This is a genomic window from Marinomonas sp. TW1 (genome assembly GCF_001625355.1).
Lineage (GTDB): Bacteria > Pseudomonadota > Gammaproteobacteria > Pseudomonadales > Marinomonadaceae > Marinomonas.
In genome coordinates, this window is the sequence record NZ_JSEE01000008.1 from 173646 (window position 1) to 190863 (window position 17218).

The window sequence follows — 17218 nt, forward strand, 5'->3', positions numbered from 1 at the left end:
GATAGGTGACACCTGTCGTTTCGGCCTTATACTTGCAGCATAATAAATGAAATATAAATAGCCGCTGCACAGGAGTCTGCTTTGAACTACAAACGCCTCGAAACTTTTGTTTGGGTTGCCACGTTAGGCAGTTTTCGTAAAGCTGCGGAGCGCTTACACACGACTCAACCGGCCATTTCGGCTCGCATTTCTGGCTTGGAAGAAGAACTTGGCGTGAAACTGTTTGAACGCGAAGGCGGTTCCAGCCCGATCATTTTGACGCCAAAAGGCAAAGAATTACTGCCCTATATAGAAAAAATCTTGTTTCAAACGGAACAGCTACGCAAACGCGCCGAGGCTGATACAGCGTATTCTGGAGTATTACGTTTGGGCGTTTCCGAAACCATAGTCAACACTTGGCTACCCGATTTTTTAGCACGGCTACATAAAAAATCACCCAATTTAAACGTCGAATTAACCGTGGACATCACCACTGTATTAGCCGCAGGCGTGAAAGACCGAACCTTGGATTTGGGTTTATTAATGGGCCCCATTTCAGAACCCAGCATAGTCAACCATGATTTATGCACCTTCGCGCTCTCTTGGGTATGCAGCCCAAAATTGGCCTTACCAGAGCGCTTACTTTATCTCGAAGAACTGACACCTTGGCCAATTATCACCTACGCTAAATCCACCAAACCTTATGCGGAAATCGTACAGAAATTTCGCAGTTTAGAAGGCAACCCAGCGCACTTTTATGCATCCACGTCGCTGGCGGCCATCCGCAGCCTAGCGATTGACGCCGTTGGCATCGCTACTTTGCCCGACATCATGATCAGCAAGGAATTGGAAGACAATGTGCTGCGCAAGATACACACCATATGGACGCCGCATGATCTAAAATTCACCGCTTCATACTCGGATGAGCCTTTCAACCCTCTGGCTGAAATGGCCGTTGATTTGGCAATAGAAGCCGCGCAAAAATACGAAAACACCTTGCTTGATAAAATTAATTGATCAAATAACCCAAAAAAACACGATTAGACTTTTCATGGCGAGGAACACTACTCTAAGAAAAACAAAATGTGCAAAAATAAGGAACACTCCTATGACCCCATCGGCTAAGCCACTCGCACAACAAGCTTACGAACTGCGACAAGCCATTCGCCAGCAAGCGCATACTGGGCCTACCAGTGGCCTCGCTACGGGTACCATGCAGGGTAATATTGTCATTCTACCCGCCGATTGGGCTAACGAATTTTTATTGTACTGTCAGAAAAACCCTGTTGCTTGCCCTCTGATCGGCGTATCCGAAATAGGGGATTACCACTTACCCGATTTAGGTAAAGACATCGACATGCGACACGATGTGCCTGAATACTATGTATATCGCGATGGTGTCAAAGTAGAAAGCCGTGCAAACATCGCCGATCTGTGGCGCGATGACTTGGTGGTGTTCGTATTGGGCTGCTCGTTCTCGTTTGAAAATGCCTTATCGCAAGCGGGTCTAACACCACGCAACATTACCGAAGACGTCAATGTTTCCATGTATGAAACCACGATCCCGACCACGCCTGCTGGCCGTTTTTTTGGCAATACGGTAGTGACCATGCGTCCTTACACGCCAAAAGACGCGATTCGAGCCATTCAAATCACCACACGTTTTCCAAAAGCTCATGGGGCGCCATTGCACTTTGGCACCCCAGAAGACATTGGTATTAAAGACCTTAACCAACCAGATTTCGGTGATCCAGTGTCGGTAAAAGACGGTGAAGTACCGGTTTTTTGGGCTTGTGGTGTCACGCCACAAGTCGCTGTACGTAATGCCAAACCACCGTTCTGTATCACCCATGCACCAGGCAAAATGCTGGTCACGGATTTATTAGATACCGATTTAGCGGTTCTTTAGTCCGTTTGCTTTACGCGGCCTTCCCTCCCAGGCGAGGCGGCGCTTTATAACAAAATCAAAACAACACTAACCCTTCAACGAAAGGATAAGGAACAATGAAAAAACTCACGACCGCTCTGGTTCTGGGCAGTGTACTGTCCACTTCCGCTTACGCCGCTAAATGGCATATGCCAACGCCTTACGGCGACGGCAACCTACCGACGCAAATCGCCTACGGTTTTGCTGAAGAAATCAAAGATAAAACAGGTGGCGACTTAGACATTACCGTTCATTCTGGAGGCTCTTTAGTACAGCACACTGAAATTCCTCGTGCGGTAAAAACTGGCCAAGTACAGATGGGTGAAGTCTTTATCGGTATTTTGGGCAATGAACACCCTGTCTTTAAACACGACAACATCCCTTTCTTGGCCACCTCTTTTGACGATGCCAAAAAACTTTGGGAAGCCGCCAAACCACAAGTTGAGCAACAACTGGATAAAAGTGGCATGAAAATGTTGTATGCCGTTGCTTGGCCAGCACAAAGTCTTTACACCAAGATGCCGGTCACTAAGTTAAGCGACCTAGCGGGCTCGAAAATGCGCGCTTACAGCCCATCCACATCACGTTTGGCTGATTTAATGGGCACTACGCCGACAACCATTCAGGTACCAGACATTCCACAAGCATTCAGTACAGGCATCATTCAAGCCATGATCACCTCACCTTCTACAGGTGTGGATAGCCAAGCTTGGGACTATGTGAACTACTACACCGACGTCAAAGCATGGATTCCGAAGAACATTGTTGTGGTCAATAAACGCGCCTTCCGTCGTCTTGATAAAGACACTCAGAGTGCCATCTTGGAAGCAGCGAAAAACGCCGAAGCCCTAGGCTGGGAAAAGGTTGCGGAGCGCGCCGCGAGCGACAAAGCAAAATTGGCGGCTAATGGTATGCAAGTAAGCGACCCGTCTCCTGAATTGCTTAACGAGCTGCAAGCCATTGGTGCCACTATGATAGAGGAATGGAAAGCCGAAGCGCCAAAAGAAGTTGGCGATATCTTAACTCGCTACCAAAACTAAGTACTTTCTTGAAGGTCATCTAAATGCAGTATTTGACCTTCTCACACCGTCTGGTTTCTTCGCCCCCATGTCAGTAGGCTAGACGGTGACTTTTCTATCAAAAGTGAACACTATGAAACAAATAAAAGAAAAATTGTATCTCTGTTCCGGCTTGCTGGCTGGGTTTTGTATCCTCCTCATTACCTTATTGCTGCTGGCACAAATCGTCGGACGTTTATTCGGTTTCATTGTGCCGTCTGCGGAAGATTTTGCCGGTTATGCTTTAGCCGCCTCGACCTTTCTGGGTTTGGCCTACACCTTTAGAGAGGGCGGTCATATTCGTGTGACCCTAGTGATTCAGCGCTTCTCTCCTGTCTCACGTAAATGGCAAGAAGGCGCTATTCTCGCTTTATCACTTGCCTTGATCAGTTACTTATCTTATTCGTGTGCCTATATGGTGTACGAGTCTTATGTCTACGATGAAGTCTCTTACGGCTACATCCCAGTGCCATTATGGATTCCTCAAATTCCGGTTGCTGTGGGCGTCATCGCTCTAAATCTAGCGGTATTGGATGCCTTAATCAGTCTTTTGAAAGGCAAAAAACCGGACTACAGTGAACACGAAAGTGCCCTAGAATTGGAGGAAATCTAATGGATTTAATGTGGATTGCTATCCTATTAGCGTTTGCTCTGTTGGCCCTATTGTCTCTTGGGGTTTGGGTGTCTTTCACCTTGATCACCATTGGCGGTCTAGGACTGATTTTGTCCGAGAATTACCAAGTAAATCTGTTGTTTGCCACCTCCAGCTGGGGGGCCAGTACCGCTTGGTCACTCACGGCGTTGCCGTTATTTATTTGGATGGGCGAAGTGCTGTTTCGTACCCGTTTGTCGGAAGATTTATTTAAAGGCTTATCGCCTTGGTTAAACGGCGTGCCGGGCAAGCTATTGCACGTCAATATTCTAAGCTGTGGTATTTTCGCGGCGGTGTCTGGGTCTTCTGCGGCCACGGCGGCCACCATAGGCCGTATGACGTTGCCTGAGTTGCGTAAACAAGGTTACAGCGAACGCATGGCGATTGGCACCTTAGCGGGGTCTGGTACATTAGGTCTATTAATCCCGCCATCCATCATTTTGATTGTTTATGGTGTGGCCGCAGAAGTGTCCATTGCACGCTTGTTCATCGCGGGAGCTCTGCCGGGCCTATTACTGGTCAGTTTGTTCATGGGCTTTACCATGATCTGGGGGTATCTGCACAAAGATGAACTGCCACAAAACAACCAGCATGACACCAGTTGGCCAATGCGCATCAAAGCACTGCGTAAACTCATACCTGTGGTGGGTCTAATTGGCTTTGTATTGGGCTCTATTTATGGCGGCATCACCACACCTACCGAAGCTGCTGCATTGGGCGTGACGGGGGCATTGGTTCTCGCCGCCATGACAGGGTCATTAAGTCGCAACAGCTTTATCGACAGCCTACTTGGCGCGGTAAAAAGCTCTTGTATGATTGGCTTCATCTTGGTGGGGGCACACTTTTTAACCCTCGCCATGGGCTTTTTAGGCATTCCAAAAGCCTTAGCACTGTGGATCGGGGGTCTGTCCTTGTCACCGATGGAACTCATCCTCTACCTCACGGTATTGTTCGTGGTATTGGGCTGCTTCCTTGATGGTATTTCCGTGGTGGTACTGACCGTGGCCGTGATTATGCCAATGGTAGAAGCGGCCCATATTGACTTACTTTGGTTTGGTATCTTCATTGTACTCGTGGTGGAAATGTCCCAAATTACCCCTCCGGTTGGTTTCAACCTGTTTGTCATACAAGCCTTAACGGGGAAAAACATTCTGTATGTCGCCAAAGCGGCTTTGCCTTTCTTCCTCTTGATTGGTGTGGCGATTGCCTTAATCAGTGTGTTTCCAGAAATTGTTACCTATCTACCAGCGACCATGTCACAAAACTAATGGGCTCGCAGTAGCGGATTTAAGGATGCATTAAAATGAAATTGAATTGCGATATGGGCGAAGCCTTCGGAACTTGGAAAATGGGCGAAGATGTACAAATTATGCCCTTTGTTGATCAAGCCAATGTGGCCTGTGGTTTTCATGCCTCAGACCCACTAACCATGAGCAAAACGGTCGCGTTAGCCAAGCAACATGGTGTGACCATAGGTGCTCATCCAGCCTATCCAGATTTGGTAGGTTTCGGGCGTCGCAACATGGACATAGCCCCTGTAGAACTAAAGGCGCTGATTCAATATCAAATCGGTGCTTTACTGGGCATTTGCCAAGCTCACAATACCAAGCTGAGCTATGTAAAACCTCATGGTGCTTTGTACAACCAGATGATGGCAGACTTTGCGATTTTAGAGACCGTGATGCAAGCCGTAAGTGAACTGGACGCGTCTCTGACCCTCATGGTGATGGCAGTGCCGGAAGCGGAACAGGTCAAAAAACTGGCTCAAAAATACGGTTTAACTGTCTGGTTTGAAGCTTTTGCGGATCGTTTATACACAGACGAAGGCCGACTCACACCACGCAAACAGCCTAATGCCGTACACGCCAGCTTTGAACTGATTGAGCAACAGGTTGTACAACTGTGTGAGACGGGGACCTTAACCACAGCATCTGGACAAAAGTTGGCCATTCATGCCGACACCATTTGTGTACATGGCGACGGGGACCATGCAGTAGATGCGGTCAAACGCATTCGCCAACTGGTCGATGTTACTAATCAAGATAACGCGACAACACCATGAGCCAAGCTGTATCCCCCTTGTTACCCGACATGGATATGGTCAGTGACAATGCCTGTTTACTGACCTTTAGTCAGACCATCAGTGAGGCCATTTCGGATCGCATTGCGCAAGTCAGTCACCAGCTAACGACTCTGCCAGGCATCATTGATTTAGTGCCGTCTTACACCACCTTATTAGTGGTGTTTGATGGCGATCATTTTGACCGTTTTGCCATTTGCAAAGCCATACGCCAGTTAATACTCCAGCTAGATCCCAAGGACGCCTTGCAAGCCGATGTACGTGAGATTGTCATTCCCGTGTATTACGGTGCCGAAGTGGGCCCGGATTTAGACGAGGTCGCGGCACACTGTGGCCTATCGACCAATGACGTCATTGAACAACACTGTGCCAATTTGTATCGCGCCTATGCCATTGGCTTTACCCCAGGGTTTGCGTTTTTAGGCAATACGCCAGCACAACTTCACATAGGTCGTAAAACCACGCCACGTTTAAAAGTGCCGATTGGCAGTGTCGCCATTGCTGAAAACCAAACCGCCGTCTACCCCAGCGTTACCCCAGGTGGCTGGCAAATCATAGGCCGCACCCCAATTAAATTAGTCGATTGGGGGAGCGAAAATTTGGCCCTGATTGCCATGGGCGATAAGGTTCGGTTTGAAGCCATTTCTCGACAAGACTTTTTAGCTCAAGGAGGCAATCTGGATGGCTTTTAAAGTAATCAAACCAGGCATGCTTGCCTTACTACAAGACTTAGGCCGCCATGGTCATCAGGCGATTGGGGTCACCACTGGCGGCCCCATGGATGAACTGGCTTTTCGTTGGGCCAATGCTTTATTAGACAATGAGGATAATGCCCAACAACTGGAAATCACCTTTGGCATGCTGTCTCTAGAAGCCCAAGCCAATACCAGTGTGGCGTTAACAGGGGCTGACTTAGACGCCACATTGAATGGTAAAAGCCTGACGCCGTGGCAAACTTACGCGGTAAAAACAGGCGATGTATTGAACTTTCAGCAGCCCGTTTGGGGATTACGGGCTTATCTGGCGGTGAAAGGGGGGTTTCAATGTGAACTCACCCTTGGCAGTGTCGCCACTGTGATGCGCGAAAAAATTGGCGGTTTAACCGGCAAAGGCGATAAATTACAAAAAGACGATATCCTGCCATACCATCGCCATGATCAGCACCAGCAACGATCCGTACCTCGCGCTGCCATTCCTGATTACAGTCAATCCGACATTCCACTGGTATTGGGTTATCAGTATCGTAGTTTTTCGGATTTACAACGGGCGCATTTTTTCTCCAGCGATTACAAAGTCTCACAAAACAGTGATCGTATGGGCTATCGTTTGGCAGGAAATGCTATTCAAGGTGATGCAAAAGGCATCATTTCAGAAGGCATTGCGTATGGTTCAGTACAGATCCCCAAAGACGGTCAACCTATCGTGTTATTACGCGACCGACAAACCATTGGTGGTTACCCTAAAATGGGCTGTGTGACTCGCTTTGGCGGTGCTTTGCTGGCACAGAAAAAACCCGGTGATGCCATTCAATTCACCCCCATCACAGTCGATCAAGCCGAGCACGAAAGACATTTGCAAATGGCCCGTTTGCAGCAGTGGCGTTAACCAAATGTCATCCTCTCGCGCTCTTTTACATTCTGTATCACGGTAGTAAAAGAGCGCAACAATCCGATAGCCATTCTTACACATCATGACACATCAGTGTCTGTGTTTTACCTGCATATCCAGTAAGCTTAAAGAGTAAAAAAGCAGAATGGTGATACGTACGTGGCTCGTATCGTTTAAAATGGACTTTTGATGATCAAATCCCATCTGCTTCACATTCAAAAACGATTTTAAAGCTGGGATATCATGCGAACAGTTAAGCACTTCAACAATACGACTTCTCTACTTGTCTGGGTAATGGCAGGTGTGGTGTTGTTTGCCACTCTCATTGGTGCGGCCATCTTAGCCAATACAATTCACAATCTTCGCATCCAACAGCAACAGCTGGCTGAACAACAAAATGCCATGTTACGTAATACCGCTAAGCTGAGTGAAATCGTCCCAGCTCAACATAATGCCATGCACCAGCATTTAACAGAAAGTGACCACAACCACGAGCTAAATCCTGAGGCTTGGCTTACCCAATATCAACAAGCCGCCACAGACTTACAAAACAGCTCTGGACAACAAATAGAGCTGTTGGCTTTAGCAGATCGTCTAAAGCAGCAAGGCATGGCAATCGAGAGTATTTTTAATCGCGTAGAAGACTGGCATGAACGCAAAGCAGAGTTTGTTGCCCAGTCCGCATTAAACCGACGTATTGAACAATCACAATTAAAAGTCGAAGCACTGCGTAGTTTGGCGAACGCCCTAAATAGTCGCTACCGCCAACAGGAAAATCGCACCCTGTACGAATACAATCAACAACAAGAGAACAGTCCGTCCAACCTGCTTGAATACTATATCAGTTTGAGAGACACCCATTTAGATACCGCTTTAACGACGATCATTGAAGACGTTGTGGCACTTGATACGGCCTTGTTTTCTCTGTTTTACATTAACAATATCAACGAACTAAACGACCTAATTAACAACAGCTTGACGCCTTCTATTGTGCTGTTGGAAGAGGCGGTTGAGGTTATTCGTTCCGTTTACCCTGCTTACGCAACCAGCATCGATCGTCAAATTAGGGACCTAACAAACATCCTTTATAACAATCAAGAACCGCGATCAGAGCAAGGTCAAGACAGCGCTCAGCCAACCGCCGCTTTGCTTAGTGACCTTAGAAAAAACATTGCCTTAGAAAATGAAGCCAAGGTGCTAGGTCAAGCATTAGACAATACTTTCTTCCCCATCGAATCCTATTTAGACCAGATCAACATTTTGGTACAAAAAGAATCGCACTTATTTGAAAAGCAGATCGGGGACGAACTTCAAACCGTCAGTCTAAAATCCACCCTCATCAGCGCTGGTACTATTTTCATCACCCTTTTACTCGCTTGGGCGATCTCGAGAAAGCTATCCCGTCAACTTAAACACATCATTGAGAGTGAAGATCGTTTTCGTTCTATGTTTGAATCCTCTCCAGATCCTGCTTGGATTATGGTGAATGAGCAAATAGTAGAAATAAATGAAGCCGCCAAGCTCAAACTGAGCCATATATTTAGCGACCTTAAACAGCACTCGCTCCTTTATCTCACACCGACATTCCAAGCCAATGGAAAGCATTCATCAGGGGAAGTTGAGACACTGATTAATACGGTTAAAGCGACAGGGCAAGCGCAGACAGAGTGGCTATTTAGAGGCGATAATGCCCAGCCGATATACGCCGACATGACCTTGCTATCCGTGACGTATCAGGATCAAAAAGCCATCATCTGTACTTGGCGAGACATCACCAAACGTCAACAAACCCAACGTTCTTTGGAGTCTTACAAAGAGCAATTGGAACAGGAGATTGAAGAGCAAACCTTTGAGCTAAAACAAGCAAAAGAGGTCGCCGAAAAAGCCAATCAAGCGAAAAGTGACTTTCTGGCCAATATGAGCCATGAAATTCGTACGCCAATGAACTCCATCATTGGTATGTCCCATCTCGCATTACAAACGGGTCTCGAGGAAAAACCACAAAATTACATTCAAAAGGTACTGGGTTCTGCGGAATCTCTACTCGGCATCATTAACGACATCCTCGACTTTTCGAAAATTGAAGCCGGTAAAGTCGAAATCGAAAAACACCCTTTCCACCTGCAAGATGTCCTATCCGATGTGGCCAACATTTTGTCTTTAAAAGTGGAAGACAAAGGCCTTGAGCTCATCTTCAACGTTTCGCCAGAACTGCCAAACCACTTTATTGGTGATGCCTTACGCCTCAGACAAATTTTACTTAATTTGGGCAATAATGCAGTCAAATTCACCAGCAGCGGCGAAGTGATTATTCACGTAGGACTCAATCAGATACTCAATGACCGAGAAATGGAATTGCATTTTTCTGTTCAAGATACTGGCATTGGCATCAGTGAAGAGAGTCAAAAACATCTGTTTCGCTCTTTCTCACAAGCCGACTCATCGACGACTCGACGCTTTGGTGGAACCGGACTGGGGCTCGCAATTTCAAAGCAATTGTCCGAACTCATGGGTGGTGAAATTTGGGTAGAAAGCAAAGAAGATCAAGGCAGTACGTTTCACTTTACCATTCAGCTGACCACCTCAGACGCCATAAAACAGCAGAGCGATGTGACACACATGCCCAGCATTCAACGCGTGTTGGTGGTGGACGACAATGATGCGGCAAGAGAAATACTCAGCTCAAACGTCAAAGCCTTAGGACTTTGCTGTGATTCAGCAAAAGATGGCTTTCAAGCGCTTGAGCGAGTTCAACGAGCCCAATCTGAAGGCAGCGAATACCAACTGATTTTGGTCGATTGGCAAATGCCCGAAATGGATGGCATCGAAACCTGTCGCCACATTCTAAATCAGTCGGACAAAACGCTACCGACTATGATCATGGTCACCGCACACAGCTTAGCGACCGTTAGACAAGCAGCCAATGATTTAAACATCGCCGGCTACTTAACCAAGCCAGTCACTTTATCTAGTCTGTTTGATGCCATCATGTCGTCTCATCGTTTGGATCAAACCGTCATCATTCAGCAGGTAGACAGGGACGAGCCACCAACACACTACTCGAATCTAGAAGGTGCACGTATTCTCTTAGTAGAAGACAACGAGATTAATCGAGAATTAGCCGAAGAATTACTCAACCAACAAAAAGTCGAACTCAGTGTGGCGATGAATGGCCAAGAAGCGCTAGAGCTCATTGAAAGCAACACTTTCGATCTCGTCCTAATGGATTGCCAGATGCCCGTCATGGATGGCTATCAAGCCACTCGCGCCATTCGTCAACAAGCAAAACATGACCGTTTGCCAATCATTGCCCTGACCGCCAATGTGTTAACTCATGACATTCAAAGAGCCATAGAAGCGGGCATGAATGACCATATTTCCAAGCCTATTAACATTCATAATATGTTTTCGACGCTAGCCAAATGGTTACCTGAGACTGAGCCACTAACACACCACACTCAAGCCGATTCGGCTGTGGATGATGACTCAGTCCTACCACCCAATTTGGCTCTGCCACATTTGCCTAACATCAATATCAAACAAGGGCTGAAGCATACTCATAGCCAAGCACTCTATTGCAAAATGCTGACCCGTTTCCTTGAGAAGTACCAAACCTTCATCATGGAATTTGAACAACATTTGGCACAACAAGAATGGGCTGACGCCAAGCGTTTAAACCATACCTTGAAATCGATTGCCGCCACATTGGGAATGACCAATCTGAGCAAGATGGCCGCTGAGCTGGAGACAGATTGTTCACAACAAAACGTCAAAGCCGAACTGGCATTTGAGCTCGAAAGCATCCTGAATGGTTTAATGCTATGGCAGTCCAAATTGCCGAAGAACAGCAACGTTCAAGGTGAAGAAAAATCCTTGAGTGCTGAGGAAAAACACAAACAATTGAGCGAGTTACGCCATTACTTGGAGCAAAATTCAATCCAAGCGCAAGACCTTGCGCAGCAGCTTGCCCCTTACTTCAACAAGGACGATGAAAAAACTTTATTCAAACTGATTTGTGATGCCCTAGCCTATTATGACTTTGATAGTGCCTTAGCTTGCATCGACAACTTAGACAAAAAGATTCAATCTTAGCGAGTTTAATTATGACCAACATCAGCAACCTTTATCCCGCCGATGACACCCCGCAAGCGACCATCTTGCTGGTCGACGATACACCGGAAAACATCGATCTGTTGGCCGCGTCCCTGCGTGACGACTATCAATTGAAGGTCGCTCTCAACGGTGAACGAGCATTGGCCATCACTCAAGACAAGCGCCTGCCAAAACCAGACCTGATTTTACTCGACGTTATGATGCCTGAAATGGACGGTTACGAAGTATGTAAACGTTTAAAAGCGGATCCGACAACCGCGCACATTCCGGTGATTTTCGTGACCGCCAAACATGAAATAGGGGATGAAGAGTACGGCTTTGACCTAGGCGCGGTGGACTACATTACCAAACCTTTTACTCCCAGCTTGGTTCGTGCTCGTGTGCGTACCCATTTGGCGCTATTCAATCAAAATCGTCAGTTATTCAACCAGGTACAAGAACGAACCAAGGCCTTACAAGACAGTAAACTGCGCATCATTCAACATCTTGGTAAAGCCGTTGAATACAAGGACAATGAAACCGGTGCTCATGTCATCAGAATGAGCCTCATCACGCGCTTATTGGCCGAACATACCGTCAGCGATCAAGCTTGGGTAGAGCGCATTTTTCAAGCCGCACCTATGCATGATGTTGGTAAAATAGGGGTGTCTGATCACATTCTGCGCAAACCCGGTAAACTGACCCCAGAAGAGTGGAATGAGATGAAAAAACACCCTCTTATCGGTGCACAGATTCTTGAGTCTGACGACGACCCATTGTTGTTCATGGCCAGTGTGGTGTCTTTAACCCATCATGAAAAGTGGGATGGCAGTGGCTACCCAAACAGTTTAATGGCGGATCAAATCCCATTAGAAGGACGCATCGTGGCAGTCGCGGATGTGATTGATGCCTTGATGTCCAAGCGACCGTATAAAGAGCCGTGGAGCGTCGAGCAAACCATCGACTATCTAGTTGAACAAAAAGGCAAACACTTCGATCCCGACTTGGCAGATCTGGCCATCAAGCTGATGCCACAAATTGTCGACATTCGAGCGTTATATCCTGACGAACCATCGAACCTACTTGACGATAGCTTTTTTAAATTAGCATACTAAATAATAACAATTTTATTAATTATCGAAGGTCTTCTAATATGTGTCCTGTTGGTAACGCAAACACTTATTAGGAGACACACAAATGATCAACACTCAAATCAAACCATTTAACGCAACGGCTTTTAAAAACGGCGAATTCGTCGAAATTTCTGAAAAAGATGTACTAGGCAAATGGGCCGTGTTCTTCTTCTACCCTGCTGACTTCACTTTCGTATGCCCAACGGAACTTGGCGATGTTGCAGACAAATACGAAGAGCTACAATCTCGTGGCGTTGAAGTATTCTCTGTTTCTACAGACACACACTTCACTCACAAAGCGTGGCACGACAGCTCTGACACCATCGGTAAAATCAACTACTACATGGTTGGCGACCAAACTGGCAACATCACTAACAACTTCAACGTAATGCGTGAAGGCCAAGGCCTTGCTGACCGAGCTACTTTCCTAATCGATCCAGAAGGCACAATCCAAGCCATGGAAATCACAGCAGAAGGCATCGGCCGTGACGCGGAAGACCTACTACGCAAAGTGAAAGCAGCACAATACGTTGCCGCTCACCCAGGCGAAGTTTGCCCAGCAAAATGGAAAGAAGGCGAAGCAACATTGGCTCCTTCTCTAGACCTAGTCGGCAAAATCTAAGACGACTTCCCTGCAGTTGGGTGCGCCGCACCCAACTTCGGGCTTTCGCCAGATCTTGGATAACAGCCCTCAATAACTCAAATTTCGGTACTCCATCCTCAAGCCACGCTTGCTAGGCATGACTTTTTTCGCCCGAAATTTATGGTAATTCTCAATTTAAAACGGATTAGACACTATGTTAGACGCAAATATGAAACAACAATTGGGCACCTACCTTCAAAATATCGTTAATCCGATTGAGATTACTGTGTCCACTAATGGCAACGATAAATCAGCCGAATTGATTGCCCTTGCACAAGATATCGAATCACTAAACACCGCCAAAATTGGCGTAACCATTGATGAGAACCCAAGTGGTCGTGCACCACAAATGGCCATTGGCCCAAAAGGTGAAGCACCTCGCGTTCGCTTTGCAGGTATACCAATGGGACACGAATTTACCTCTCTTGTGCTAGCGCTTTTGCAAGCCGGTGGTCACCCATCGAAAGCCGCACAGGACACCCTAGAACAAATTAAAGGTTTGGACAGTGAGCTCAACTTCGAGGTGTACATTTCCCTCTCTTGCCATAATTGCCCAGACGTCGTACAAGCCGTTAACCTAATGGCCGTACTGAATCCGAAAGTGACCGCGACGATGATCGACGGCGCACTTTTCCAAAGCGAAGTAGACGACCGCAACATCATGGCCGTCCCTTCTGTTTACCTAAATGGTGAGCACTTTGGTCAAGGTCGTATGATGCTGGACGAAATATTGAACAAAGTCGACACGGGTGCTTCCGATAAACAAGCGGCCGCATTATCCGAAAAAGAAGCGTATGACGTCTTAGTCGTTGGTGGTGGGCCAGCTGGCGCAGCCGCCGCCATTTACTCTGCTCGTAAAGGCATTCGTACCGGCATCGTCGCAGAACGTTTTGGTGGTCAAGTCGCTGACACCATGGCCATTGAAAACTTTATTTCCGTCAAAGCCACAGACGGCCCTAAATTGGTCGCCGGCTTAGAGCAGCACGTACTGGATTACGATGTTGACTTAATGAAGACACAAAAAGCAGTTCGCTTAGAAAAGAAAGAATTTGTCGAAGTCGAATTGGAAAACGGTGCCGTTCTTAAGAGTAAAACAGTGGTTTTAGCCACTGGCGCTCGTTGGAGAGAAATGAACGTCCCTGGCGAACAAGAATACCGAGGTAAAGGCGTAGCCTACTGCCCGCACTGTGATGGTCCACTGTTCAAAGGTAAGAAAACGGCCGTCATTGGTGGTGGTAACTCGGGTATCGAAGCGGCCATTGACCTTGCGGGCATCGTTCAGCACGTTACTGTTCTGGAGTTTGGTGACACACTTCGCGCCGACGATGTACTGGTCAAAAAAGCCGAGTCGCTTGCTAACGTGACCATCATCAAAAATGCCATGACGACAGAAGTGTTGGGCGATGGCGAACGCGTGATCGGTCTAAAATACACAGATCGCAAGACGGACGAAGCGCACCTAGTGGATGTGGCGGGTATCTTTGTACAAATCGGCTTGGTACCAAACAGTGAGTTCCTAAAAGACACACTGGAACTGACCAACCGAGGCGAAATTGTGGTGAACGGACACGGAGAAACCTCATTACCGGGCGTCTTTGCCGCGGGTGATGTGACCACCGCACCATACAAACAAATCATCATCTCAATGGGTTCAGGTGCAACGGCTGCCCTCGGTGCATTTGATTACCTAATCCGCCAATAGCCGATTAGGTAAGATATACGCTGAATTGAAGACCCCTTCTTTCAATTCAGCCGCTACTCATTCAGACCTTGATACGCCCTTTGCACTTCGCAAAGGGCGTTTTTTTCATTTCAAAACGATACCGACAAGATAGAAACAAACCACCAGCCTCGCTCCACGCGCAAGCGCGTAAAGCCGCTCGACGGGAGTTTGTTTCTCTTCAATTAATAACGAGAATTCTTAATTAAATTGCAGTTAACCATATAAATGAATAGGCTAAATAAATACATTGCCTAAGTGACTATTTAATACAGTCTAAAATAATGCCAGCATATTGATTTATGTAAGGATACATCCCAATGCCAGAAAAAATCGCTCTCGATTGGTCTAATAAAGATGTCATCGAAGAAGAATCATTCCCTCGAGATACATTAAACCGCGCCAAATACGCCGAGTTCTTGACGCAATTTCTGGTTGGACAAGGTTACGACACAACAAGAGAACCAAACGATGAAAAGCGTAATTATGTACTGAACCTCAATTCCGAATGGGGTTCGGGCAAAACCTACTTCCTTAAACGCTGGTCGCACGATCTAAAAGCGCATTTCCCTGTTGTTTATATCGACGCATGGCAACAAGACTACTCTGACGATCCGTTGATGACGGCAGTTTCTTCCATTATCAAGCAGCTTAGAGATCAGGCAAAGATGCCTGAAAACAGTCCAAAATTTCAACTTCCGAAAAAAGCCTTAGGACTTCTAAAAGCAGCTTTGCCGGGCTTCGCAAAAAGTGTGGCAAAGCGTTATTTAGACATCGATCTTGCCGCACTAATGCAGGCGAACGATGAATCAGAGTTAGAAAAAGTTAAAGATGAGAATGGCAACCTAATAGACATGGGGGACCTGGCTTCAACAATGGTGAAGCAACTTATTGATGAGCATGATGGCAAAAAGAAAGCTATTAATGACTTAAAAATTCATGTGGCAAATTGGGTTAAAACGGTTACTGAAACACAAGAACTGACATATCCTGCTTTTATTTTTATTGATGAATTAGATCGTTGTCGCCCTAACTATGCAGTGGAAATGCTCGAAACCATCAAGCACATTTTTGATATCAAAGGCATTGTCTTTGTCGTCGCCACAGATACCGAGCAACTTCAACATGCAGTCAAAGCCATTTATGGCGAAGGCTTCGATGCTCGTCTTTACCTTGGTCGTTTCTTTAACAGCCGCTTTAGTCTTAAAGCGCCAGACCTAAAAAGTTTTTTGGAAGTACATACTGACATCAGCAAATTATCGGGCGAGTATCTAGCAAACGCAGGGATTCAAATTCTTCCCCCAAACGAAAATGCAAAGGTCACGCTCAGTAATATTTCCATGATTCTAGGTGCGTTTAAAATGCCACCTAGAACCGCCATTCAGATTGCCGATCGAGTTGTGGCAACCATTTCCAATATGCCAAATGGCTCTAAAATTGATATTTTGATGCTGACAACCTTGCTATGTCTAAACGAAGAAGACCATAAGCGATTTCAAGACATTGTTGCGGGGCGTTTTGAATATAAAAGTAAGGGGGGAAAAGACATTTTTCTCTCTGGATATTTAAGTGAGCGGTTTGAACAAAACAATGGCATCTTAAAAATACAAATCAACCCTAGTGAAGATTCAAACGCTTTTAAAAATCCATACAAACCTACTTGCACTCACTATCCAGCAGGTCTTTATGAAACGTCATTCAATGATTATCTAAAAAAGCTATTTAGCTCTCACTGTGGTAGCCAAAACAACTTCTTAGGATTTCTTGATCTGAATAGGGAAGCAGATACACAAACCCCGTTCGAGCGCATACAGGAAGAACTACGTTCCAATTACAACCAACCGCGTAAAGAGAATAAGCCATTAACTAACAGTGGATTATTATGGCTACAAGCTCATTATTACAAAGACAAATTTGATCAGGTCTCAATAGAAAAATACAGAGATTACGTCGAATTGGCTTCCGCGTTAGACCTGATTGAAGAGGACACAAAACATGACTAACAAACACATTGGACCTTCCTTTGATGACTTCTTAGGAGAGGAAGGTATCTTAGCTGAAACCAACGCTGTTGCTATAAAACGAGTGGTAGCTTGGCAGATTCAACAGAAGATTGAACACGAACATTTATCCAAAACTAAAATGGCGAAGTTGATGAAAACGAGCCGTTCTGGACTAGATAGACTTCTTGACCCAAACAATACATCTGTCACGCTTCATACATTGGATAACGCCGCGAAAGCGTTAGGTAAAAAGTTAAAATTAGAGCTTATCTAAAAAGCCAATACAAACCTTAATTCGTATTGGCTGTTTATGTTCTATTCAG

General features: G+C 46.1%; 14 protein-coding genes. All 14 read left to right on the forward strand.

Features of this window, described 5'->3' with window-relative positions; genetic code table 11:
• The first annotated feature begins 81 nt into the window (after nucleotides 1–81).
• Complete coding sequence (locus OA79_RS09235) at nucleotides 82–996, forward strand: LysR family transcriptional regulator (protein ID WP_063332943.1); 915 nt, start codon at nucleotides 82–84, stop codon at nucleotides 994–996.
• Nucleotides 997–1087: 91 nt separating this feature from the next.
• The gene (locus tag OA79_RS09240; RefSeq protein ID WP_063332944.1) at nucleotides 1088–1888 is read left to right on the forward strand and encodes a putative hydro-lyase; all 801 of its coding nucleotides are present in this window, start codon (nucleotides 1088–1090) and stop codon (nucleotides 1886–1888) included.
• Nucleotides 1889–1983: 95 nt separating this feature from the next.
• A complete protein-coding gene (locus OA79_RS09245; RefSeq protein WP_063332945.1) occupies nucleotides 1984–2946 on the forward strand; it encodes a TRAP transporter substrate-binding protein in 963 nt (320 codons plus the stop codon).
• A 112-nt stretch (nucleotides 2947–3058) separates the two neighbouring features.
• A complete protein-coding gene (locus OA79_RS09250) occupies nucleotides 3059–3577 on the forward strand; it encodes a TRAP transporter small permease (protein WP_197465380.1) in 519 nt (172 codons plus the stop codon).
• On the forward strand, nucleotides 3577–4884 hold the full coding sequence (locus OA79_RS09255; protein WP_063332946.1) for a TRAP transporter large permease: 1308 nt from the start codon (nucleotides 3577–3579) through the stop codon (nucleotides 4882–4884). Before OA79_RS09250 ends, OA79_RS09255 begins: the two co-directional genes overlap by 1 nt.
• A 35-nt stretch (nucleotides 4885–4919) precedes the next feature.
• Entirely contained in the window at nucleotides 4920–5678 is a 759-nt protein-coding gene (locus OA79_RS09260; RefSeq protein WP_063332947.1) for a 5-oxoprolinase subunit PxpA, read from the forward strand.
• Nucleotides 5675–6388: a 5-oxoprolinase subunit PxpB gene (gene pxpB / locus OA79_RS09265; protein WP_082825431.1), complete on the forward strand. Its 714-nt coding sequence runs from the start codon at nucleotides 5675–5677 to the stop codon at nucleotides 6386–6388. Before OA79_RS09260 ends, pxpB begins: the two co-directional genes overlap by 4 nt.
• Nucleotides 6378–7301: a biotin-dependent carboxyltransferase family protein gene (locus tag OA79_RS09270; protein WP_063332948.1), complete on the forward strand. Its 924-nt coding sequence runs from the start codon at nucleotides 6378–6380 to the stop codon at nucleotides 7299–7301. Before pxpB ends, OA79_RS09270 begins: the two co-directional genes overlap by 11 nt.
• Nucleotides 7302–7547: 246 nt before the next feature.
• Nucleotides 7548–11396: a hybrid sensor histidine kinase/response regulator gene (locus OA79_RS09275; RefSeq protein ID WP_063332949.1), complete on the forward strand. Its 3849-nt coding sequence runs from the start codon at nucleotides 7548–7550 to the stop codon at nucleotides 11394–11396.
• An 11-nt stretch (nucleotides 11397–11407) separates the two neighbouring features.
• Nucleotides 11408–12511 (forward strand): response regulator, encoded by a 1104-nt coding sequence (locus tag OA79_RS09280; protein WP_063332950.1) that lies wholly within the window; start codon nucleotides 11408–11410, stop codon nucleotides 12509–12511.
• Between the two features lie 82 nt (nucleotides 12512–12593).
• Nucleotides 12594–13151, forward strand: a complete 558-nt coding sequence (ahpC, locus tag OA79_RS09285; RefSeq protein WP_063332951.1) for an alkyl hydroperoxide reductase subunit C — start codon at nucleotides 12594–12596, stop codon at nucleotides 13149–13151.
• Between the two features lie 175 nt (nucleotides 13152–13326).
• Entirely contained in the window at nucleotides 13327–14874 is a 1548-nt protein-coding gene (gene ahpF / locus OA79_RS09290) for an alkyl hydroperoxide reductase subunit F (RefSeq protein ID WP_063332952.1), read from the forward strand.
• A gap of 338 nt (nucleotides 14875–15212) precedes the next feature.
• Nucleotides 15213–16895 (forward strand): KAP family P-loop NTPase fold protein, encoded by a 1683-nt coding sequence (locus tag OA79_RS09295; RefSeq protein ID WP_063332953.1) that lies wholly within the window; start codon nucleotides 15213–15215, stop codon nucleotides 16893–16895.
• Entirely contained in the window at nucleotides 16888–17169 is a 282-nt protein-coding gene (locus OA79_RS09300) for a helix-turn-helix domain-containing protein (protein WP_063332954.1), read from the forward strand. The genes OA79_RS09295 and OA79_RS09300 overlap by 8 nt, the downstream gene beginning before the upstream one ends.
• The last annotated feature ends 49 nt before the right edge of the window (nucleotides 17170–17218 follow it).

What these genes read in the sequence shown, in the direction of transcription:
- OA79_RS09240 (WP_063332944.1), top strand. Translation starts at nt 1,088, where the DNA reads ATGACCCCATCGGCTAAGCCACTCGCACAACAAGCTTACGAACTGCGA.
- OA79_RS09245 (WP_063332945.1), top strand. Translation starts at nt 1,984, where the DNA reads ATGAAAAAACTCACGACCGCTCTGGTTCTGGGCAGTGTACTGTCCACT.
- OA79_RS09250 (WP_197465380.1), top strand. Translation starts at nt 3,059, where the DNA reads ATGAAACAAATAAAAGAAAAATTGTATCTCTGTTCCGGCTTGCTGGCT.
- OA79_RS09255 (WP_063332946.1), top strand. Translation starts at nt 3,577, where the DNA reads ATGGATTTAATGTGGATTGCTATCCTATTAGCGTTTGCTCTGTTGGCC.
- OA79_RS09260 (WP_063332947.1), top strand. Translation starts at nt 4,920, where the DNA reads ATGAAATTGAATTGCGATATGGGCGAAGCCTTCGGAACTTGGAAAATG.
- pxpB (WP_082825431.1), top strand. Translation starts at nt 5,675, where the DNA reads ATGAGCCAAGCTGTATCCCCCTTGTTACCCGACATGGATATGGTCAGT.
- OA79_RS09270 (WP_063332948.1), top strand. Translation starts at nt 6,378, where the DNA reads ATGGCTTTTAAAGTAATCAAACCAGGCATGCTTGCCTTACTACAAGAC.
- OA79_RS09275 (WP_063332949.1), top strand. Translation starts at nt 7,548, where the DNA reads ATGCGAACAGTTAAGCACTTCAACAATACGACTTCTCTACTTGTCTGG.
- OA79_RS09280 (WP_063332950.1), top strand. Translation starts at nt 11,408, where the DNA reads ATGACCAACATCAGCAACCTTTATCCCGCCGATGACACCCCGCAAGCG.
- ahpC (WP_063332951.1), top strand. Translation starts at nt 12,594, where the DNA reads ATGATCAACACTCAAATCAAACCATTTAACGCAACGGCTTTTAAAAAC.
- ahpF (WP_063332952.1), top strand. Translation starts at nt 13,327, where the DNA reads ATGTTAGACGCAAATATGAAACAACAATTGGGCACCTACCTTCAAAAT.
- OA79_RS09295 (WP_063332953.1), top strand. Translation starts at nt 15,213, where the DNA reads ATGCCAGAAAAAATCGCTCTCGATTGGTCTAATAAAGATGTCATCGAA.
- OA79_RS09300 (WP_063332954.1), top strand. Translation starts at nt 16,888, where the DNA reads ATGACTAACAAACACATTGGACCTTCCTTTGATGACTTCTTAGGAGAG.